The sequence below is a fragment of the Bacillus sp. FSL R5-0603 genome (assembly GCF_038050295.1).
In the GTDB taxonomy this organism is placed as follows: Bacteria; Bacillota; Bacilli; order Bacillales; family Bacillaceae; genus Bacillus; species Bacillus subtilis.
The window spans coordinates 2,621,155-2,642,819 of the sequence record NZ_JBBOYP010000001.1 but is presented as its reverse complement, the minus strand read 5'-3'; the positions used below and the strand labels follow the sequence as shown (position 1 = coordinate 2,642,819).

At 44.3% G+C, this 21,665-nt stretch carries 23 protein-coding genes; 19 read left to right on the top strand and 4 right to left on the bottom strand.

Going from position 1 to position 21,665, the window contains the following annotated elements; all coding sequences use genetic code 11:
- Nucleotides 1-30: 30 nt before the first annotated feature.
- From mnmA to NYE56_RS13665, 6 genes are all read left to right on the top strand, one after another.
- On the top strand, nucleotides 31-1,146 hold the full coding sequence (gene mnmA / locus NYE56_RS13690) for a tRNA 2-thiouridine(34) synthase MnmA (protein WP_004398509.1): 1,116 nt from the start codon (nucleotides 31-33) through the stop codon (nucleotides 1,144-1,146).
- 85 nt (nucleotides 1,147-1,231) lie between these two features.
- Nucleotides 1,232-1,852, top strand: a complete 621-nt coding sequence (locus tag NYE56_RS13685; RefSeq protein WP_268555761.1) for a tetratricopeptide repeat protein — start codon at nucleotides 1,232-1,234, stop codon at nucleotides 1,850-1,852.
- 24 nt (nucleotides 1,853-1,876) lie between these two features.
- Nucleotides 1,877-4,273, top strand: coding sequence for an SF1B family DNA helicase RecD2 (gene recD2 / locus NYE56_RS13680; RefSeq protein WP_163189475.1), 2,397 nt, complete (start codon nucleotides 1,877-1,879; stop codon nucleotides 4,271-4,273).
- A 55-nt stretch (nucleotides 4,274-4,328) separates the two neighbouring features.
- Nucleotides 4,329-4,853: a PRC-barrel domain-containing protein gene (locus NYE56_RS13675; RefSeq protein WP_072173323.1), complete on the top strand. Its 525-nt coding sequence runs from the start codon at nucleotides 4,329-4,331 to the stop codon at nucleotides 4,851-4,853.
- An 11-nt stretch (nucleotides 4,854-4,864) separates the two neighbouring features.
- Nucleotides 4,865-5,056, top strand: a complete 192-nt coding sequence (locus tag NYE56_RS13670) for a hypothetical protein (RefSeq protein ID WP_003225893.1) — start codon at nucleotides 4,865-4,867, stop codon at nucleotides 5,054-5,056.
- A gap of 21 nt (nucleotides 5,057-5,077) precedes the next feature.
- Nucleotides 5,078-5,209, top strand: coding sequence for a YrzQ family protein (locus NYE56_RS13665; RefSeq protein ID WP_003229780.1), 132 nt, complete (start codon nucleotides 5,078-5,080; stop codon nucleotides 5,207-5,209).
- Nucleotides 5,210-5,243: 34 nt separating this feature from the next.
- Here the strand turns inward: NYE56_RS13665 and NYE56_RS13660 are convergent, their stop codons facing one another.
- Genes NYE56_RS13660 through NYE56_RS13645 form a run of 4 tightly spaced genes read right to left on the bottom strand, consistent with a single transcriptional unit; the run spans nucleotide 5,244 to nucleotide 8,198 of the window.
- Nucleotides 5,244-5,900 (bottom strand): amino acid ABC transporter permease, encoded by a 657-nt coding sequence (locus tag NYE56_RS13660; protein WP_187953749.1) that lies wholly within the window; start codon nucleotides 5,898-5,900, stop codon nucleotides 5,244-5,246.
- A gap of 16 nt (nucleotides 5,901-5,916) precedes the next feature.
- Complete coding sequence (locus tag NYE56_RS13655; RefSeq protein WP_038829647.1) at nucleotides 5,917-6,567, bottom strand: amino acid ABC transporter permease; 651 nt, start codon at nucleotides 6,565-6,567, stop codon at nucleotides 5,917-5,919.
- Between the two features lie 60 nt (nucleotides 6,568-6,627).
- Entirely contained in the window at nucleotides 6,628-7,449 is an 822-nt protein-coding gene (gene glnH, locus NYE56_RS13650; protein WP_032722249.1) for a glutamine ABC transporter substrate-binding protein GlnH, read from the bottom strand.
- A gap of 20 nt (nucleotides 7,450-7,469) precedes the next feature.
- Complete coding sequence (locus tag NYE56_RS13645) at nucleotides 7,470-8,198, bottom strand: amino acid ABC transporter ATP-binding protein (RefSeq protein WP_032726290.1); 729 nt, start codon at nucleotides 8,196-8,198, stop codon at nucleotides 7,470-7,472.
- Between the two features lie 156 nt (nucleotides 8,199-8,354).
- Between NYE56_RS13645 and NYE56_RS13640 the strand changes: the two genes are divergently transcribed.
- The 13 genes from NYE56_RS13640 (at nucleotide 8,355) to NYE56_RS13580 (ending at nucleotide 21,637) form a co-directional block, all read left to right on the top strand.
- Nucleotides 8,355-9,416: an AI-2E family transporter gene (locus NYE56_RS13640; RefSeq protein ID WP_009967889.1), complete on the top strand. Its 1,062-nt coding sequence runs from the start codon at nucleotides 8,355-8,357 to the stop codon at nucleotides 9,414-9,416.
- Nucleotides 9,417-9,746: 330 nt separating this feature from the next.
- Nucleotides 9,747-12,383: an alanine--tRNA ligase gene (alaS, locus tag NYE56_RS13635; protein WP_341283979.1), complete on the top strand. Its 2,637-nt coding sequence runs from the start codon at nucleotides 9,747-9,749 to the stop codon at nucleotides 12,381-12,383.
- A gap of 84 nt (nucleotides 12,384-12,467) precedes the next feature.
- The gene (locus tag NYE56_RS13630) at nucleotides 12,468-12,734 is read left to right on the top strand and encodes an IreB family regulatory phosphoprotein (RefSeq protein WP_003225903.1); all 267 of its coding nucleotides are present in this window, start codon (nucleotides 12,468-12,470) and stop codon (nucleotides 12,732-12,734) included.
- Between the two features lie 7 nt (nucleotides 12,735-12,741).
- A complete protein-coding gene (gene ruvX, locus NYE56_RS13625) occupies nucleotides 12,742-13,158 on the top strand; it encodes a Holliday junction resolvase RuvX (RefSeq protein WP_003229795.1) in 417 nt (138 codons plus the stop codon).
- A gap of 17 nt (nucleotides 13,159-13,175) precedes the next feature.
- Nucleotides 13,176-13,457 (top strand): DUF1292 domain-containing protein, encoded by a 282-nt coding sequence (locus tag NYE56_RS13620; RefSeq protein ID WP_003246199.1) that lies wholly within the window; start codon nucleotides 13,176-13,178, stop codon nucleotides 13,455-13,457.
- A gap of 130 nt (nucleotides 13,458-13,587) precedes the next feature.
- A complete protein-coding gene (gene mltG, locus NYE56_RS13615; RefSeq protein WP_003229799.1) occupies nucleotides 13,588-14,670 on the top strand; it encodes an endolytic transglycosylase MltG in 1,083 nt (360 codons plus the stop codon).
- A gap of 151 nt (nucleotides 14,671-14,821) precedes the next feature.
- Nucleotides 14,822-15,475 carry an O-methyltransferase gene (locus tag NYE56_RS13610; RefSeq protein WP_014480416.1) on the top strand — a complete coding sequence of 218 codons (654 nt, stop codon included), beginning with the start codon at nucleotides 14,822-14,824 and terminating at the stop codon, nucleotides 15,473-15,475.
- 5 nt (nucleotides 15,476-15,480) lie between these two features.
- Nucleotides 15,481-16,410, top strand: coding sequence for a peptidase U32 family protein (locus NYE56_RS13605; RefSeq protein ID WP_015714428.1), 930 nt, complete (start codon nucleotides 15,481-15,483; stop codon nucleotides 16,408-16,410).
- Between the two features lie 18 nt (nucleotides 16,411-16,428).
- Nucleotides 16,429-17,697 (top strand): peptidase U32 family protein, encoded by a 1,269-nt coding sequence (locus NYE56_RS13600; RefSeq protein WP_003229802.1) that lies wholly within the window; start codon nucleotides 16,429-16,431, stop codon nucleotides 17,695-17,697.
- A gap of 6 nt (nucleotides 17,698-17,703) precedes the next feature.
- Nucleotides 17,704-18,339 (top strand): uridine kinase, encoded by a 636-nt coding sequence (gene udk / locus NYE56_RS13595; protein ID WP_003225916.1) that lies wholly within the window; start codon nucleotides 17,704-17,706, stop codon nucleotides 18,337-18,339.
- 250 nt (nucleotides 18,340-18,589) lie between these two features.
- Entirely contained in the window at nucleotides 18,590-19,063 is a 474-nt protein-coding gene (greA, locus tag NYE56_RS13590) for a transcription elongation factor GreA (RefSeq protein WP_004399078.1), read from the top strand.
- Between the two features lie 53 nt (nucleotides 19,064-19,116).
- Entirely contained in the window at nucleotides 19,117-20,871 is a 1,755-nt protein-coding gene (locus NYE56_RS13585; protein ID WP_341283978.1) for a peptidoglycan D,D-transpeptidase FtsI family protein, read from the top strand.
- A gap of 64 nt (nucleotides 20,872-20,935) precedes the next feature.
- Nucleotides 20,936-21,637, top strand: coding sequence for a YrrS family protein (locus NYE56_RS13580; protein ID WP_038829651.1), 702 nt, complete (start codon nucleotides 20,936-20,938; stop codon nucleotides 21,635-21,637).
- Nucleotides 21,638-21,665: the final 28 nt, after the last annotated feature.

Below are 21,665 nucleotides of genomic sequence, written 5' to 3'. Positions count from 1 at the left end.
TAAGGCGGCGTAGTAATTGGAGTGAATGAAATGGAAAAACGGCCGGAGGATACAAGAGTCGTCGTCGGCATGTCCGGCGGAGTAGACTCATCTGTGGCGGCCCTGCTGTTAAAAGAACAGGGCTATGATGTAATCGGAATCTTTATGAAAAACTGGGATGATACGGACGAAAACGGTTTTTGCACGGCGACAGAGGATTATGAAGATGTGATCCGCGTCTGCAACCAAATCGGAATTCCGTATTATGCCGTAAACTTTGAAAAGCAATATTATGAGAAGGTATTTCAATACTTCCTTGATGAATATAAAGCAGGCAGAACACCAAACCCGGATGTATTGTGCAACAAAGAAATTAAATTCAAGGCCTTTTTGGAGCATGCATTGTCACTTGGCGCCGACTATTTAGCGACTGGCCATTATGCAAGAGTAGACAGAAGCGGCGGAAAAGTCAGAATGCTGCGCGGCATTGATGAAAACAAGGATCAAACGTACTTCTTGAATCAGCTGACAGAAGATACGCTGAGCAAAGTCATGTTCCCGATCGGCGAACTTCAAAAAAGCCGTGTGCGTGAAATCGCCAAAGAAGCAGAACTTGCAACGGCGACGAAAAAAGACAGTACAGGCATCTGCTTTATCGGCGAACGCAACTTCAAAACGTTTCTCAGCCAATATCTCCCTGCACAGCCGGGCGATATGATGACGATGGACGGCGAAGTAAAAGGCCGCCACGACGGGTTGATGTACTATACGATCGGACAGCGTCACGGCCTTGGCATCGGCGGAAGCGGCGAGCCGTGGTTTGCGGTAGGCAAAGATCTTGAAAAGAACATCCTCTACGTGGATCAAGGGTTCCATAACCCGCTTTTATATTCTGACAAAATCACAGCAACAAATATCAGCTGGGTACGTTCGGATATCATGAAGGGCGAAGAGATTTCCTGCACGGCTAAATTCCGTTACCGCCAAGAAGATCATAAAGTAACGGTGCGCATGACTGGCGAGGGTGAAGCAGAAGTCATCTTTGATGAACAAGTCCGCGCTGTAACGCCGGGACAAGCCGTTGTCTTCTATGACGGCGAAGAATGTCTTGGCGGCGGGACAATTGATGATGTGTACAAAGACGGAACAAAATTGTGGTACGTATAAAAGATGAAAAACCTCAACACTGAGTTGGGGTTTTTTAATGAAAGGAAGATGATCGGTGGATTATAATCAACTCGGTATAGAGGCGATGCAGGAAGGCGATTACGAGAAAGCGGCAGAGGCATTTACAAAAGCGATTGAAGAAAATAAAGAAGACGCGATTCCGTATATCAATTTTGCCAACCTGCTTTCATCCGTAAACGAGCTGGAACGTGCGCTTGCGTTTTATGATAAAGCGCTTGAATTAGACAATAGCGCAGCCACTGCTTATTATGGAGCAGGAAATGTCTATGTTGTAAAAGAAATGTACAAAGAAGCGAAAGACATGTTTGAAAAAGCGCTTCGTGCGGGGATGGAAAACGGCGACCTGTTTTACATGCTCGGAACGGTACTTGTCAAGCTCGAACAGCCTAAGTTTGCACTGCCATATTTACAAAGAGCTGTCGAACTGAATGAAAACGATACGGAAGCGCGTTTTCAATTCGGGATGTGCTTAGCCAACGAAGGCATGCTGGACGAAGCGCTTAGCCAATTCGCAGCTGTGACAGAGCAAGACCCGGGGCATGCAGATGCATTTTATAATGCCGGTGTCGCTTATGCTTATAAAGAAAACCGAGAAAAAGCGCTTGAAATGCTGGACAAGGCAATCGATATCCAGCCAGATCATATGCTTGCGCTTCATGCTAAAAAACTGATTGATCCATCATAACAGGCACAGGAGGAGGGACAGCTCGTGCAGCAGCATCCGGATCAGCTTAAACTGGAGGAAGAGCCCTATTTAAAAGGGACAGTCAACACAGTCATCTATCATAATGACACCAATTTATATACGGTTCTGAAAGTGAAAGTCACAGAGACCTCCGAAGCCATTGAAGATAAAGCCGTATCCGTGACGGGCTACTTCCCTGCGCTTCAAGAAGAAGAGACCTACACGTTTTACGGAAAGATCGTAACCCATCCAAAATTCGGGCTCCAATTTCAGGCGGAGCATTTCAAAAAAGAGATACCGACGACTAAGGAAGGCATCATACAATATTTATCGAGTGATTTATTCGAGGGAATCGGCAAAAAAACTGCTGAAGAAATTGTGAAAAAGCTGGGCGACAGCGCCATTAATAAAATATTGGCTGACGCTTCAGTGCTTTATGATGTTCCCAGACTCTCAAAAAAGAAAGCCGACACGCTGGCTGGCGCATTACAGCGGCATCAGGGACTGGAGCAAATCATGATTTCCTTGAATCAGTTTGGCTTTGGCCCGCAGCTGTCTATGAAAATCTATCAAGCCTATGAATCCGAGACGCTTGAAAAGATTCAGGAAAATCCTTATCAGCTTGTGAAGGATGTAGAAGGCATCGGATTTGGGAAAGCGGATGAGCTGGGCAGCAGAATGGGTCTTTCGGGTAACCATCCTGAGCGGGTAAAAGCTGCTATTTTGTACACGCTTGAAACGACTTGTCTGTCAGAGGGGCACACGTACATAGAAACGGAACAGCTGATCATCGACACTCAATCACTGTTAAACCAGTCAGCAAGGGAAGGGCAGCGCATCACAGAAATGGATGCCGCTAACGCAATTATTGCCCTTGGAGAAAATAAAGACATTGTCATAGAAGATGGCCGCTGTTATTTTCCATCGCTGTTTTACGCAGAACAAAACGTTGCAAAGCGTGTGAAATATATCGCTAGCCAAACCGAATATGAGAACCAGTTTCCCGAATCAGAGTTTTTGCTCGCGTTGGGAGAACTGGAAGAACGGATGAACGTTCAGTATGCCCCCAGCCAGAAGGAAGCGATTCAAAAAGCCCTTTCCTCGCCGATGCTTCTTTTAACAGGCGGCCCGGGAACAGGGAAAACGACGGTAATCAGAGGGATTGTCGAGCTCTACGGAGAGCTTCACGGTGTGTCACTAGATCCATCAGCTTATAAAAAGGATGAAGCTTTTCCGATTGTTTTGGCCGCTCCGACAGGGAGAGCGGCAAAACGGATGAGTGAATCAACGGGACTCCCTGCAGTCACGATACACAGGCTGCTTGGCTGGAACGGTGCTGAAGGCTTTACTCATACAGAGGATCAGCCGATCGAAGGGAAGCTGTTAATTATCGATGAAGCCAGTATGCTTGATATATGGCTGGCGAATCATTTGTTCAAGGCGATCCCTGATCATATACAAATCATCATTGTCGGAGACGAAGACCAGCTGCCTTCTGTCGGTCCGGGACAAGTGCTCAGAGACTTGCTGGCATCCCAGGTGATTCCGACTGTGAGACTGACAGACATCTATCGTCAGGCGGAGGGGTCATCAATCGTCGAGCTTGCCCACCAGATGAAAAATGGATTGCTGCCGAACAATTTGACTGCCCCGACAAAGGACCGTTCCTTTATTCGCTGCGGCGGGTCGCAAATCAAAGAAGTAGTTGAGAAGGTTGTCGCCAATGCATTGAAAAAAGGCTATACAGCAAAGGACATTCAGGTCCTCGCTCCGATGTACAGAGGAAAAGCCGGCATTAATGAATTGAATGTGATGCTGCAGGACATTTTAAATCCTCCTAAAGAAAAACGGAGAGAATTGAAGTTCGGGGATGTTGTCTACAGAACCGGAGATAAAATTTTGCAGCTTGTCAATCAGCCGGAAAACAATGTATTCAACGGAGATATTGGCGAAATCACGTCGATATTTTATGCAAAGGAAAATACAGAAAAAGAAGACATGGCCGTCGTTTCTTTTGACGGCAATGAAATGACATTTACGAAAAAAGATTTTAATCAATTTACCCATGCGTATTGCTGTTCTATTCATAAATCGCAGGGAAGTGAATTTCCGATTGTGGTTTTGCCTGTTGTGAAAGGCTATTATAGAATGCTCAGAAGAAACCTTCTTTATACCGCGATTACAAGAGCGAAGAAATTTCTCATTTTATGCGGTGAGGAGGAGGCGCTGGAGTGGGGCGTAAAAAATAATGATGCAACTGTCAGACAGACCTCCTTAAAAAACAGGCTGTCCGTACAGGTTGAGGAAATGGATGCCGAGCTTGAGGCTCTCCAAAAAGAGCTCCCGTTCAGCGTACACGACGCCAACATTGGCATGGAAGGCATTACACCATTCGATTTTATGAAAGAAGAACAGCAATAAAATGCTCCCGTGTAAGCGGGAGTTTTTTCATTTGCAGTGGAATTGATTTCATCGTATGAGTCTAAGGCGCAAAGCAAAACCTAAGCCTGTTCAACAAAAGGTGGTTGATCACACTTTGAGAACATGCCATGAAGTAGAAGGATTCCCAGTATACTCAGAACGAACTTCTAGTTATCTTGGGACAATTTCCGATATTTGTTTTTCTCTGAAAGGAGATTGTCTTGGGTTTATTCTTGCACAAAAACGCTTTTTGCATCATCATCATGCGCTATTACGGGCGTGTGATATCTCTTCCATTCTTGATGACCGCATATTGGCTTCGGTCAGTTCAGAACAGCTTTTGCCTCTTCCGAAATCATGCTTCACATACGAGCAGATGAAGATGAAGCTTGTGAAATCGCAAGAGGGCGATATATTGGGGATGCTGGAAGATGTATACTTTTGTTTGGACAGGGGCATAATCGTAGCATATGAACTCTCGGACGGTTTCTTTTCTGACCTGGCGGGAAGCAAGCGCCAGATCCAAAGAGCGGATTCGCTTGTCGAGGTGCGGAAAGACGAGATCGTTCTGAACGGATAGAGGTGTGAGGTATGCTTATATGCCCGAATTGCAAAAGTAAGGATATCGGCAAAATCGGCGTGAACCAATATTATTGCTGGGGCTGTTTTATTGAACTGACAGTGGCGAAAGGGAAGATTGCAACTCATCAGGTGGAAGAAGACGGAACGTTAAGCAGCTTGGATGATTTGTTTTCTGAGGATGAACGCAGCATCAATTTTTAATCATGAAAGGAGATGCGCAGGATGAATCGGACGATGACTTCTCTTTTGGCAATGGGAGCCGGAGCTCTCGTGTACCGAATGGCGACTCAATCTGACATGCTGAATAATCGAAGCATGAAGCGGATGAGAAGAAGAATTACGAAAATGTTTTAATGCAAAAAGGATACTCTCCAAAGAGTATCCTTTTCTATGTTTGCCGGACCTCGAGGCATCTTGCTGCGAGTGAAAGGCTGTAGTTGACTGCGAAATACATAAGGGCCGCAAGTAAAAAGATCGGGAAAAAATAACTGCCGTCTGCGCTTTGGCCGTTAATAATTTGCGCGTTGTGAATCAGTTCAGGCAGGGCGATCACAACAGCGAGCGATGTATCTTTTAATAAAGAAATAAACTGGCTTACGATGGGCGGAACCATGCGGCGAAGCGCTTGCGGCATAACGATAAAGAACAGGGTCTGTGTATAGCTCAGCCCGGAGGAGCGCGCCGCTTCAATTTGTCCTTTGTCAATTGATTTCAGTCCGCTTCGGATAATTTCAGATAGCATAGCGGATTCAAAAATCGTTAGTGCTGTAATTGCAGCAGCTGTTATTTCAAGCTTAATACCAATTTCCGGAAGGGCAAAAAACGTAAAGAAAATAATTAACAGCAAGGGGAGGTTTCTGATCGTTTCAACGAGAACCGCAATCAATTGAGAAAGAACGGGAACTTTCGCATAACGCAGGGTGCCTGCGATTAAACCGAAGAAAAAGCTCAGAATGATGGAGATGAAAGCAACGTACAAGGTGACGAGAAAGCCATCCCATAAAAACGCTAAATGCTCCTGTGAATAAGCGCCGATGAAATCCAATGTAACTCACTCCTTATCAATAGCTTTTTTCCAGCCGTTTTTCCAGATAGTTAACACCGATGCTAAGCGGAATCGTCAGCACTAAGTAAAAAAGCGCCACAAAAATATAAACATCAAATACAACGAGTGTGCTCGACGAAACTAAATCGGCTTGGTACATAAGATCCAATCCGGCCACAACCCCAAGAATCGAAGAGTTTTTGACTAAGTTTAAAAATTGATTGCCTAAAGGCGGAATGACGATTTTGATTGCCTGCGGCAAAATGATATGGAGCATGGCTTGGCTGTAGGTAAAGCCTGACGAGCGTGCCGCTTCCATCTGCCCTTTTGAAACAGACTGGATGCCTGCTCTGATGGCTTCAGCGATAAACGCAGAGGTATAAATGGTGAGAGCAACCGTTCCCGCTTGAAAACCGTCAAGCCGCAGGCCTGCGTTTGGAAGTCCGAAATAGAAAACAAAGGTAATTAAAAGAAGAGGGATGTTGCGGATGAATTCTACATATGCGGTCCCGAGCCATTGCAGCGGCTTAAAGACTGTTATTCTCATAACCGCTACAGCAACGCCGAGGACAAAACTGCCGGCCAGCGCGATAACACTTGCGAGCAAGGTATGGTAAAAACCGTCCATATACATGCCGAAGTTATCGAAAAGAATTGACACATTCATCTGCCTATTCACTCCTTATCAAATTGGGATGAGCATCGCCTGCTCATCCCGGGATGGTTGTTATTCAGCTGGGTCTTCTTTGATCCATTTTTTATAAATTTCATCGTATCTGCCATCCGACTTCATCTTTTTAAGTGAAGCGTTGATTTCTTTCGCGAGAGCAGATTGCCCTTTTTTCACGGCGATCCCGTAAGGCTCATCTGTAAAAGGCTTTCCTGTTAATTGATAATTTTTATTTTCATCAGCCATTCCATATAAAATCGCATTATCTGTGGTGAGGGCATCGCCTTGCCCCGATTTAAGGGCTGTAAAGGCTTCTGCGTAGTTTTCAAATTCTAAAACAGATGCTTCAGGCGCCTTTTCACGAATGTTTTGAGAGGAGGTGGAGCCTTTTACTGCAAGAACTTTTGAGCCTTTGCCAAGATTCTCGACACTCTTGATTTTGCTGCCTTTTTTCACGAGAAGCGATTGCCCGGCCTCGAAATAGACATCAGAAAAGTCAACTTCCTTTTTTCGTTCTTCAGTGATCGTCATTGTGGCGACAATGGCGTCGATATCCCCGTTTTGCAGCATAGGAATCCTTGTTTTTGAGGTGACCTCTTTAAATTCAGCTTTTTTCTCATCACCTAAAATGTCTTTAGCGATTTGTTTGGCAATATCAATATCAAAACCCTCAATCTCACCTGAGCTTGGATTTTTAAGACCGAACAGTCGAGTGTCCGTTTTTACGCCGAAGACAATTTTGTCATTGTCTTTAATGGCGGCTAGCGTATCTTTTTTGCTCTCCTTTGAGGCTTCTCCGTTTGATCCCTTGCTGCCGCAAGCGGCAAGCAAGATGACAGCGAATAAAGAAATCAATGCTAAAGAAAAAATCTTTTTCATACAAGCTCCCCCATTCTGTTTTAATGATTTAAAATACGGCTTAAGAATAAGCGGGCCCGTTCTTCCTTTGGGTTCGCGTAAAACTCAGCCGGCATTGCTTCTTCTAAAATTTTTCCTCCGTCAATGAAGACAATTCGGTCGGCAACTTCTTTGGCAAACCCCATTTCGTGTGTCACGACAACCATAGTCATGCCTTCTTTTGCGAGTGTTTTCATGACATCTAACACCTCGCCGATCATTTCAGGATCAAGTGCTGATGTCGGCTCGTCAAACAGCATGACCTCCGGCTTCATCGCCAGTCCTCTTGCGATGGCAACACGCTGCTGCTGCCCGCCGGAAAGCTGGGAAGGATAGGCGTCAGCCTTGTCTGGGATGCCGACTTTTTCAAGATAGTACCGCGCCGTTTCCTTTGCTTGTTCAGGTGATTGTCTAAGCACTTTTACCGGAGCCAGCATGATGTTCTGCAGCACTGTTTTATGTGGATATAAATGAAAGTGCTGAAACACCATCCCGATATTTTGCCGCACTTTATTGATATCAGTTTTTCTGTCGTTAATGGCGGTGCCGTTTACTGTGAGCACTCCCTCATTGATCGTCTCAAGTCTGTTGATGCATCTGAGCAATGTGCTTTTACCGGAACCGGATGGGCCGATGATAACAACGACTTCACCTTTTTCGATTTGAAGATTAATTTGTTTTAACACGTGAAAATCTCCGTAATGCTTGTTTACATTTTGAAATGTGATCATCGCAATCCTCCTATCAGAAAATTGACCAAAAAAGTGAATGATCAAACTTTTTCTGAAAATTAAAAGTGAAAAAATGTCCATGACTTCTGACTGACTAAAGAAACATAAAGAATAATTCCGTGTAAACCTCAAAAGATATAGGTGAGGTGAAAGCAGATGCTCCAAAAACCGGTGCAGCTTTTGTTGTGGGTGGCTATTTGTTTGCTGGTTCTGTTAACAGTCTATGTCTTTTTTATGCTTGATATGTTATGGTCACCCTTTTGGCTCGTCATAAAAACGATCTTTATTCCCTTGATCATTTCTATTTTTATATCTTATTTATTGCTTCCGGTCACGGAATGGCTGCATGGCAAAGGATTGCCTAGGACTTTGAGCATCTTGGTCATTTATGTTCTTTTTTTTGGCGGGATTGGCTGGGCGTTGTATAAAGGGGTGCCTGTTTTAATCGTGCAGCTGACGGATTTGTCAGAAAATATACCCATGTTTGCCGAAACGTATAACGGGCTTCTTCTTCATGTGCATAACCATACGGATGACTGGCCTGATGGTATGCATCACCGTATAGATAAAATGATCCGCCAGACGGAGGCGTTTTTTGCGGGAACGATCGAGGGTGCGATCAGCGGGATCCGCAATGTGCTTGATTACTTCTTAATTGCTGCAACAATCCCTTTTCTCGTGTTTTATATGGTGAAGGACATTGAGTTAATGAAAAAGACAGTATGGTACTTGACTCCGAAGTCGTGGAGAAAGCGGGGCAGCGCCTTTTTGCGGGATGTGGATGATTCGCTTGGCGATTATATCCGCGGCCAGCTTTTGGTCTGCTTGATTCTTGGCGTGATTGCAGGCATTTCGTTCTGGGTATTTGGGCTTCCATATCCGCTGATACTCGGCCTGATCTCTGGAGTAACGAATGTCATCCCGTATTTTGGCCCTTTCATCGGAGCTGTTCCTGCGTTGTTAATTGCGATGACGATCTCAGTCAAGGCTGTTCTTGTTGTGGTGATTACGGTGTTTATTCTGCAGTTTATGGAAGGGAATATCCTCAGTCCGTTCATTGTCGGCAGAAGCCTTAAAATGCATCCGGTCGTTATCATGCTTGCGCTCCTTGCCGGAGGGGAGCTTGCGGGAATCGTCGGGATGATTTTGGCTGTTCCTGCGACGGCTGTTTTAAAAGTAATGATGATCCATTTTTTGCGGATGAGGACGGAGCATTGACATCGGCGTGCCGCTTGTCTATAATTTCTCGTAGAATACATACGAATCTCGAGTGACGGATCTGAGTACGCCGAAGCCCTGTTAAAGAGAGAAGCTCCATAAGCTGAAAGGAGCTTTATCAGAAGATCGGAGGAAGCTAATCCTGAGTGCAGTTAATCACTGCCGCTTATCCTGCGTTACAGGGTTAAAGGTGACGGGCGCATGAATGCCCGTAATCAGGGTGGTACCGCGAGACAGCTCTCGTCCCTGTGTAAACGTTGGTTTGCATAGGGGGAGGGCTTTTTTGCTGTCACTGAAGAGAATTTCGATTTTTATAGAGGAGGAAATACAATGAAACACTTAACTTCTGCGGAAGTGCGTCAAATGTTTTTGGATTTCTTTAAAGAAAAAGGACATGCGGTAGAGCCAAGCGCGTCATTAGTGCCTCATGAGGATCCTTCACTGCTTTGGATCAACAGCGGTGTTGCGACGCTGAAAAAATATTTTGACGGCCGTGTCGTGCCGGAAAATCCAAGAATCGTAAACGCTCAAAAAGCGATCAGAACAAACGATATAGAAAATGTAGGTAAAACTGCGCGCCATCACACTTTCTTTGAAATGCTCGGAAACTTTTCCATCGGCGATTATTTCAAAGAAGAAGCCATTACATGGGCTTGGGAGTTTTTAACGAGCGACAAGTGGATTGGCTTCGACAAAGAGCTTCTCTCTGTTACGGTTCATCCTGAAGATGAAGAGGCATATGAGTTTTGGGCGAAAAAAATCGGTATTCCTGAAGAAAGAATTATCCGTCTGGAAGGGAACTTCTGGGATATCGGTGAAGGGCCGAGCGGACCGAATACGGAAATCTTTTACGACCGCGGTGAAGCATACGGTAATGATCCAGAAGATCCGGAGCTTTACCCAGGCGGGGAAAACGACCGTTACCTGGAAGTATGGAACCTTGTGTTCTCAGAGTTCAACCATAACCCTGACGGCACGTACACACCGCTTCCAAAGAAAAACATTGATACAGGCATGGGTCTTGAAAGAATGGTATCTGTTATCCAGAATGTTCCGACAAACTTTGACACCGATTTGTTTATTCCGATCATTAAAGCAACAGAATCGATTTCTGGTGAAACATATGGCAAAGACAATGTGAAAGACACTGCGTTTAAAGTGATTGCTGACCATATCAGAACGGTTGCCTTTGCTGTCAGTGACGGTGCGCTGCCGTCAAATGAAGGCCGCGGCTATGTATTAAGACGCTTATTACGCCGTGCCGTGCGTTATGCCAAAACGATCAACATCCATCGTCCGTTCATGTTTGATTTAGTGCCGGTTGTCGCAGAAATCATGGCTGATTTCTATCCTGAAGTGAAAGAGAAAGCGGATTTCATCGCAAAAGTCATTAAAACCGAGGAAGAACGCTTCCATGAGACCCTTAATGAAGGGCTTGCGATCCTGTCAGAAATGATCAAAAAAGAAAAAGACAAGGGCAGCAGCGTTATCTCAGGTGCTGATGTGTTTAAACTGTATGATACGTATGGATTCCCGGTTGAATTGACTGAAGAATACGCAGAAGACGAGAACATGACGGTTGATCATGAGGGCTTTGAGGAGGAAATGAACCAGCAGCGTGAACGGGCAAGAAACGCCCGCCAGGATGTCGGCAGCATGCAGGTGCAGGGCGGCGCACTGCGCGACGTGACAGATGAAAGCACATTTGTCGGCTACTCTCAAACCAAAGCTGATGCCAATATCATTGTGCTTCTTCAGGACGGCCAATTAATCGAAGAGGCTCATGAAGGAGAAAGCGTTCAAATCATTCTTGATGAAACACCGTTCTATGCAGAAAGCGGCGGCCAAATCGGCGATAAAGGCTATCTCCGAAACGAGCAGGCAGTTGTAAGAATTAAAGATGTTCAAAAAGCTCCGAACGGCCAGCATGTGCATGAAGGTGTTGTGGAGAGCGGTACTGTTCAAAAAGGCCTGCATGTTACGGCTGAAGTTGAAGACCATATGAGAAGCGGCGTCATTAAAAACCACACGGCAACGCATTTATTGCATCAGGCTCTAAAAGATGTTCTTGGAACTCATGTCAATCAGGCGGGATCTCTTGTAACGGAAAACCGTCTTCGTTTTGACTTCTCGCACTTTGGCCAAGTGACAAAAGAAGAGCTCGAACAAATTGAAAGAATCGTAAACGAAAAGATCTGGGCGAGCATTCCGGTCAGCATTGATTTGAAACCGATCGCTGTAGCAAAAGAAATGGGTGCGATGGCACTGTTCGGCGAAAAATATGGCGATATTGTCCGTGTCGTTCAAGTTGGAGATTACAGCTTAGAGCTGTGCGGCGGCTGCCATGTCAGAAATACAGCAGAAATCGGCTTGTTTAAAATCGTTTCTGAATCCGGAATCGGAGCAGGCACAAGACGGATTGAAGCTGTAACTGGACAAGGCGCTTACGTCGAAATGAACAGCCAGATTTCTGTATTGAAGCAGACCGCTGACGAGCTGAAAACAAATATCAAAGAAGTGCCGAAACGGGTCGCGGCTCTGCAGGCTGAACTGAAGGATGCACAAAGAGAAAATGAATCTCTTCTTGCAAAACTAGGCAACGTGGAAGCAGGAGCAATCCTGTCGAAAGTAAAAGAAGTTGACGGTGTAAACGTGCTTGCGGCAAAAGTAAATGCAAAAGACATGAATCATCTCCGCACTATGGTCGATGAACTCAAAGCAAAGCTTGGCTCTGCGGTGATCGTGCTTGGTGCGGTACAAAACGATAAAGTTAATATTTCTGCCGGAGTCACAAAGGACCTCATTGAGAAAGGCCTTCACGCCGGCAAGCTGGTTAAACAAGCTGCGGAAGTTTGCGGCGGAGGCGGCGGAGGCCGTCCGGACATGGCGCAGGCAGGCGGCAAACAGCCGGAAAAATTAGAAGAAGCTTTGGCTTCTGTAGAAGATTGGGTGAAATCCGTTTTATAATTCGCCCATGTAGTGTAGAATGATGGTAAGATTAGGACCCCAGGCTGAACTTTGCCTGCGAATTTGGGAAAGAGGTGCAAAACGGTGAGCTCGTTTGATAAAACGATGAAATTTAATTTCTCCGATGATTCTGCTGAGACTAACGTAAATGAGGTGCTGATTACAGTGTATGACGCGCTTCAGGAAAAGGGCTACAATCCAATCAACCAGATTGTCGGATACTTGCTGTCAGGTGATCCCGCTTATATTCCTAGGCATCGTGACGCTCGCAATTTAATTCGCAAACTTGAAAGAGACGAATTAATCGAGGAATTGGTAAAGTCTTATTTAGAACAGCATAAAGAGGCGTAAATAAAGAATGAGAATATTAGGACTCGATTTAGGAACCAAAACACTCGGTGTAGCTCTGAGCGATGAAATGGGCTGGACTGCTCAGGGCATTGAGACCATAAAGATAAATGAAGCAGAAGGCGATTATGGTTTATCCCGTTTATCTGAACTGATAAAGGACTATACTATAGATAAAATCGTGCTCGGCTTTCCTAAGAACATGAACGGAACAGTCGGCCCGAGAGGCGAAGCCAGCCAAACATTTGCGAAAGTGCTTGAAACAACGTACAATGTTCCTGTTGTGCTGTGGGACGAGCGTCTTACCACAATGGCGGCTGAAAAAATGCTGATTGCAGCTGACGTCAGCAGGCAAAAACGAAAAAAAGTCATTGATAAAATGGCGGCTGTTATGATTTTACAAGGATATCTTGACAGCTTAAATTAAAGCCAGAGGTGAAGAAAATGGAACACGGCGAAAAAAATATTACAATTGTTGACGATCAAGGAAATGAACAGCTTTGTGAAGTGCTGTTTACATTTGAAAACGAAGAGTTTGGCAAGTCTTATGTCTTGTACTATCCAATCGAATCAAAAGATGACGAAGAAGTAGAAATTCTTGCTTCCAGCTTCACGCCAAACGAAGACGGTGAAAACGGTGAGCTATTCCCGATTGAAACTGACGAAGAATGGGATATGATCGAAGAAACACTAAACACATTCTTAGCGGACGAAGACGAAGAGTAAAACATCGCGCCAAACCAAAGCCGGAGCTATACTGCTCCGGCTTTTTTCTGCTTTATGCAGGCCTCTTTTTGTAATAAATTGCCGAAATACAATGAATCATGTAGTATAAGAGCTGATGGGAGGAGACCTAATGTATATCAATCAGCAAAAAAAATCGTTTTTTAATAAAAAAAGAATCATACTGTCTTCCATTGTTGTGCTGTTTCTCATCATTGGCGGGGCATTTTTATATGGGAAATCATTACTTGAACCTGTTGAAAAAGACAGTAAAACGACAGTTAATATTAACATTCCGAGCGGTTCGTCTGTTTCAGCCATCGCATCGATATTAAAGAAAAATGATGTCATAAAAAGCGAGAAGGCGTTTCAGTACTATGTGAAATATAAAGGTGCTTCCGGGTTTCAGGCCGGATTCTACCATCTGAATAAAGGTATGGATTTAGATGCCATTATTCAGAAGCTGACAAGCGGGGCTACAGGTTACGCTTTTCAAATCACAGTGACTGAGGGAGCACAGCTGACCCAAATCGCGGCTGCTATTGCTGATGAAACAAAATACTCTAAAAAGCAAGTCATAGCGAAGCTGGACGATGAAACATTTATCAATCAGCTGAAGAAAGAATTCCCGGACACTGTGACAAATGATGTTTTCAATAAAAACATTAAGCACCCGCTTGAAGGGTACCTATTCCCGGCTACATACCCTTTTAACGATCCGGACACATCACTTGAAGACATTATCAAGGCAATGATTAAGCAGACAAATTCTTATGTGGAAACATATAAATCAGAAATGAAGAAAAACAAAGTTTCTGTGCATAAGCTGCTGACAATGGCTTCTTTGATAGAAGAAGAAGCGACTGAAAAAGCCGACCGCCATAAAATTGCGAGCGTCTTTTATAACCGCCTGAAAAAGAAAATGCCGCTCCAAACAGATCCGACCGTCCTGTACGCGGCAGGCAAGCATAAAGATCGGGTTCTTTATAAGGATCTGGAAATCGATTCACCATACAATACGTATAAAAACACAGGGCTGACGCCAGGGCCGATTGCCAATGCCGGTATGTCGTCATGGGAAGCGGCGCTGCATCCGGATAAAACGGACTATCTGTATTTCTTGGCCAAATCAAATGGTGAGGTCGTATTTACAAAAACGCTAAAAGAGCATAATAAAGCAAAAGAAAAATACATTTCCTCAAAAAATGAGAAATAAAAGGAGAGCAAAAAGCTCTCCTTTTGTTCGCTTTCCGCAAGGTTTTATGATAAAATATATCGGGTTGTTTACCGATGTATCATGATGTATTCAGAGAGTGTCCTGCGCATAAGACTGGGGCACTCCTTTTTAGAACGGGAGGCTGTTTGTAGTGACTGACCGGTATGAACAAATAAATGACTATATAGAAGCATTATTAAAGCCTCGGCCGGATAACGTGAAGAAGCTTGAAGCATATGCAGAAGAACATCATGTCCCGATCATGGAAAAAGCGGGCATGGAGGTGCTGCTTCAAATTTTGTCTGTGAAACAGCCGAAAAAAATACTAGAAATCGGAACGGCCATTGGTTATTCAGCCATTCGAATGGCGCTGGAGCTGCCGTCTGCTGAAATATATACAATTGAACGCAATGAGAAACGGCATGAAGAAGCGGTAAACAATATCAAGGAATTTCAGCTTGATGACCGGATTCATGTTTTTTACGGAGATGCGCTTGAATTAGCCGACGCCGTTCATGTAACTGCGCCTTACGATGTCATTTTTATTGACGCTGCAAAAGGTCAGTATCAAAACTTTTTTCATTTATATGAACCGATGCTTTCACCGGACGGGGTGATTATAACAGACAACGTGCTGTTTAAAGGTCTGGTGGCAGAGGATTACAGCAAAATAGAACCGAAGAGAAGGCGCAGGCTTGTAGCAAAAATTGATGAATATAATCATTGGCTGATGAATCATCCGGATTATCAAACTGCGATTATTCCTGTCGGGGACGGACTTGCGATTAGTAAAAAGAAGAGGTGAACGTCATGAAAAAACCAGAGCTCTTAGTGACGCCGACGAGTACAGCGGACATTTTGCCGCTCATACAGGCTGGGGCAACTGCGTTTTTAGTTGGGGAACAGAGATACGGCTTGAGATTAGCCGGAGAATTTTCTCGTGAAGATGTAACAAAAGCCGTAGAGATTGCCCACAAAGAAGGGGCAAAAGTATACGTTGCTGTAAATGCAATTTTCCATAACGATAAAGTGGGTGAGCTTGGCGAATATCTGGCTTTCTTAGCAGAAGCCGGTGTCGATGCAGCGGTATTCGGCGATCCTGCCGTGCTGATGGCTGCCCGTGAATCTGCGCCTGATCTGAAGCTTCATTGGAGCACAGAAACGACAGGCACCAACTATTATACATGCAACTACTGGGGACGCAAGGGTGCGGCGCGTTCTGTGCTTGCCAGAGAATTAAACATGGACAGCATTGTTGAGATTAAAGAAAATGCTGAAGTCGAAATTGAAATCCAGGTGCATGGAATGACGTGCATGTTCCAATCGAAGCGTTCTTTGATTGGAAACTATTTTGAATATCAGGGCAAAGTCATGGACATTGAAAGAAAGAAAAAAGAATCAGGCATGTTTTTGCACGATAAAGAGCGTGATAATAAATATCCGATTTTCGAAGATGAAAACGGCACTCACATCATGAGCCCGAACGATGTGTGCATCATTGATGAGCTCGAGGAATTGATAGATGCCGGAATTGATTCTTTCAAAATCGATGGTGTTTTGAAAACGCCTGAATACCTAATAGAAGTCACCAAAATGTACAGAGAAGCAATTGATTTGTGCGTGGAAAACCGTGACGAATACGAAGCGAAAAAAGAAGACTGGATCGAACGCATTGAAAGCATCCAGCCAGTAAACAGAAAAATTGATACCGGATTCTTCTTCAAGGAAACGGTTTATTAATCAAAAGGAGGTTAAGCTATGACTGCCGTAAATGATAAAATATCCACAATCGTTAATGGAAAGCGTGTGATTACGAAAAAGCCGGAGCTTCTCGCACCTGCGGGTAATCTTGAAAAGCTGAAAATCGCTGTTCATTACGGAGCGGACGCGGTCTTTATCGGGGGACAGGAATACGGGCTGCGCTCGAATGCCGATAACTTTACGATCGAAGAAATTGCAGAAGGCGTTGAATTCGCAAAGAAATATGGCGCGAAGATCTACGTAACAACGAATATTTTCGCTCATAATGAAAACATGGACGGGCTTGAAGACTATTTAAAAGCGCTTGGAGACGCCAACGTTGCCGGTATTATTGTGGCAGATCCGCTTATTATTGAAACATGCCGCAGAGTGGCGCCGAATGTTGAGGTTCACTTGAGCACACAGCAGTCTCTTTCAAACTGGAAGGCTGTCCAGTTCTGGAAGGAAGAAGGTCTCGACCGCGTCGTGCTGGCACGTGAAACCAGCGCTCTTGAAATCAGAGAAATGAAAGAAAAGGTAGATATCGAAATCGAATCCTTCATTCATGGCGCAATGTGTATTGCATATTCCGGCCGCTGCGTGCTGAGCAATCACATGACAGCTCGGGATTCCAACCGCGGAGGCTGCTGCCAGTCATGCCGCTGGGATTATGATCTCTATCAAACAGACGGTGCCAACGCCGTTGCTTTGTATGGTGAAGAAGATGCACCATTTGCGATGAGCCCGAAAGATTTGAAGCTGATTGAATCCATTCCGAAAATGATTGAAATGGGGATCGACAGCTTAAAGATTGAAGGCCGCATGAAATCCATTCACTATGTAGCAACTGTTGTCAGCGTATACCGCAAAGTAATCGATGCTTATTGCGCTGATCCAGAGAACTTTGTGATTCAAAAAGAATGGCTTGAAGAGCTCGATAAGTGCGCCAACAGGGACACTGCGACAGCTTTCTTTGAAGGAACGCCAGGCTATGAAGAGCAAATGTTCGGCGAACACGCCAAGAAAACGACATATGATTTTGTCGGGTTAGTGCTGAATTATGATGAAGATACACAAATGGTCACGCTTCAGCAGCGCAATTTCTTCAAAAAAGGCGACGAAGTGGAGTTTTTCGGTCCAGAAATCGAAAACTTTACACATACGATTGAAACCATTTGGGACGAAGACGGAAATGAGCTAGATGCTGCCCGCCATCCCCTGCAAATTGTCAAATTCAAACTAGACAAAAAGATTTATCCGAGCAACATGATGAGAAAGGGGAAGTAACAGCCCATGGGTAAGAATCCAGTAGTCATTGGAATCGCAGGAGGTTCCGGTTCAGGAAAAACGAGTGTCACACGGTCCATTTATGAACAATTTAAAGGACACTCGATTTTAATGATCCAGCAGGACCTTTATTATAAAGACCAAAGCCATCTTCCGTTTGAAGAAAGGCTGAACACAAACTATGATCATCCGCTTGCGTTTGATAATGACTATTTAATCGAGCATATTCAGGATCTATTGAATTACCGCCCGATTGAAAAGCCGATTTATGACTATAAGCTTCACACACGTTCAGAAGAAACGGTTCACGTAGAGCCAAAGGATGTTATTATCCTTGAAGGCATTCTTGTTCTTGAAGACAAAAGGCTTCGTGATCTGATGGATATCAAGCTTTATGTTGATACGGACGCTGACTTGCGTATCATCAGACGGATTATGAGAGATATTAATGAGCGCGGACGCTCTATTGATTCTGTCATTGAACAATATGTGTCAGTGGTCCGTCCGATGCATAACCAATTCGTCGAGCCGACGAAACGATACGCTGATATTATTATCCCGGAAGGCGGTCAGAATCACGTCGCAATTGATCTGATGGTCACAAAAATTCAAACCATTCTTGAACAAAACGCGATTTTGTAATACCATAGCATAGACATAAATAACTCTGACCATATTATGTATAGGCAGGAAGGGAATGTGCGAATTCCCTTCTTTCCCTGTTTATAAACGCGAAATATTTGCAGAACGACACGATTCAGTTTAAGATAAACAGTACCTATATGGGAGAGAAGAACGAGGACTGCCCTGTGTTCTCATTCTTGTATTTTTTAGTTTATGCTCTCATACATAATCGAAGATGTTGAGGGACAACCAGAAGGAGTGAAGGGACATGGCACAAGAGAAAGTATTTCCTATGACTGCAGAAGGAAAACAAAAACTTGAACAAGAATTAGAATATTTGAAAACGGTTAAACGAAAAGAAGTAGTAGAGCGAATCAAAATTGCGAGAAGCTTCGGAGACCTTTCCGAGAACTCTGAATACGATTCAGCGAAAGAAGAGCAGGCATTTGTAGAGGGCCGCGTGACGACTCTTGAAAATATGATTCGCAATGCGAAAATCATTGAAGATGACGGCGGCTCTAACGTTGTCGGTTTGGGTAAAACCGTCACTTTCGTCGAACTTCCTGACGGTGATGAAGAATCATATACGATCGTCGGAAGCGCGGAAGCTGACCCGTTTGAAGGGAAAATCTCAAACGACTCACCGATCGCAAAAAGCCTCTTGGGCAAAAAAGTAGATGAAGAAGTCACAGTACAAACACCGGGCGGAGAAATGCTCGTGAAAATTGTGAAAATTTCATAATATTTGTTTAGCAGCGAAACACCTCGTCCACAATGTGGGTGAGGTGTTTTTTTATGAAGATATCGAAACGAATGAAGCTGGCAGTCATCGCATTTTTGATTGTATTTTTTCTGCTTCTGCTGAGGCTTGCAGAAATCCAGCTGTTTTTCACAGAATCATTTTCTAAAAAGAAAATTAATTTGATTCAAGAAAGCGTGAAACAGCGGACGGAGGAAGTGCTCATTTCAGATGGAAGAGGCTCTTTTTTAGATCGAAACGGGCGGGCGCTGACAGGACAAAGCGAGCCTGCGGTTGTTTTGTTCCCTTTTCTGCTGACGCAGGATTGGCCGATCAAAAAAGTTGCGGACATCCTCGGCATGTCTGAAGATGATTTGCGCCAGACACTAGGTAAGGCAAAAAAACCGGTCATTTTGCAGCAAAAGAAAATCAAAACACTTTCAAAACAATCTATCACAAAAATCAATTCTTTGAAATATCCCGGCATTTACGGCGTATATATGGAGAATGAAGACAAGCCCAGCCTTGCTTCACATACGATAGGGAGCACGAACCAAGATCCGGCGCTGCTTCGCAAGAAGTATCCTGACAAGGAGAGCCTTCCGATTACAACAGAAATCGGAACAACCGGTTTAGAACGGACATTTGACGAGTTTTTGCTTCCGGAACAAGACACAAAGCTTTTATATCATGTGGACGGAAAAGGAAACCCTTTGTTTGGCATGGACGTCAAATATACAGCTGAAGCCAATACATTTTATCCGCTCCAGGTCAAAACAACGATCGATCAAAGCATTCAAAAAGCGATGGAGGAGGTATTGGATGAACAGGGGCTGAAAAAGGGAGGAGCTGTGATGCTGGACATCGAAAATAGCAGTGTTCTGGGAATTGTAAGCAAACCAGATGCGGATGTGTCCCGGCAAAACACACTTCAAAATTATATGCTGACGCCAATCTATCCCGGATCAGTTTTTAAAACAGTCATTGCCGCAGCTGCAATCGAAAATAATATGGTGAAGCCTAGTCAAACCTTTAATTGCAATTTAAACCTGTACGGGGAACCGGGGGACGACAAAGGAACCTTGTCTTTTGATGAAAGTTTTGCACAAAGCTGTAATTACACATTTACGAGTCTTGCAGAACAATTAATGAAAAAAGACAGCTCGGTTATTGAAGATATGTCCGAGAAGCTGGCTCTCACTGATCGGGCAGGCTGGGAGGGAAAACTGTACCACGAAACCGATTTCCGCCAGCTGTATAACGAAAAAAGCGGCGTGATTTGGGGGGATGAAAAAGACAAATCAGTCAAAAAAGCCATTGCGCAAACCGCAATTGGGCAGAAAAATGTAAAGGTAACCCCGCTGGAGGTAGCCAATATGATGGCGACAATCGCCCGCGGCGGAGAAAAACGGCAGGTGAAAATTGCCGAACAAATTGAGTATAAGAACGGCACAACGCTCGTTACGTTTAAAGATCAGAAGCTCAAAGGGGAGACGATAGACAAATATACGTCACAGCAGCTTCAAAAAATACTGCGGCGGGTGGTAGAATCTCCTTCCGGAACGGGCAGAAGGTTTCAAGATCTTCCGTATACTGTAGCAGGGAAGTCGGGCACAGCCCAGACAGGCAAGCTTTCAAAAGAGAAGGAAACGCTCTATGAAAAATGGTTTGCCGGATATTTTCCCGCGGATAAGCCGAAATACGCTCTGGTTGTTTTACACATGGATACACCGGGAGATAAGGCTCTGACAAATTCGGTGTTTTATGATATTGTTAAAAAAGTACACGAAATTGAAATCAATCAGAAATAGAACAACTTCTCAGCACATGTTAAAATATATGCTGAGCCAAGAGGGATAAAGGAGTGCAGAATTATTGAGCAATAATCAATCTCGTTATGAAAATCGTGATAAACGCAGAAAAGCCAATTTAGTGCTTAACATTTTAATCGCAATCGTATCCATACTAATTGTCGTAGTAGCAGCGAATCTCTTCATTAACAGTCCTTCTAGCAAAGATGTCAGCAAGGATTCTGAAACGGCGCAAAAACAGGAATCTCCGGCTTCAGGAAAGACGGAAAAGAAATCGGATGAGGATATAAAAGACAGCAAGAAAGATACATCTGACAGCGAAAAGGATTCTGAGAAGTCTTCTGACTCTGATTCCAAAAAAGATGATTCTTCTTCTAAAAAAGATGACTCTGATTCAGATTCAAGCTCAGATTCAGCCGGTAACGGGCTTAAAGATGCAAAAGTAACAGAAGGCGGCTCATCGAGCGATGTGGAAAAAACGTATGAAAATCCTGACTGGAAAGCAGTCGGAACTGAGCAGACTGGCGAGCATGCCGCTACTTATGATTCAAGCTCACAAGACTGGGCTGAGATGCTGAAAGCCATTTCGTACGCAACTGGTGTCTCAACAGATAACATGACGGTGCTCTGGCTCGGAAATAACGGCAGCCCTCAGGATGCCAAAGGCAAGATTTTGGACAAGGCGACTGGGAATAAATATCAAGTGACGATTACATGGGTCGATGAAAAAGGCTGGAAGCCGACAAAAGTAGAAAAGCTAAAATAAACAAAAGCAGCCGGGTTACAACCGGCTG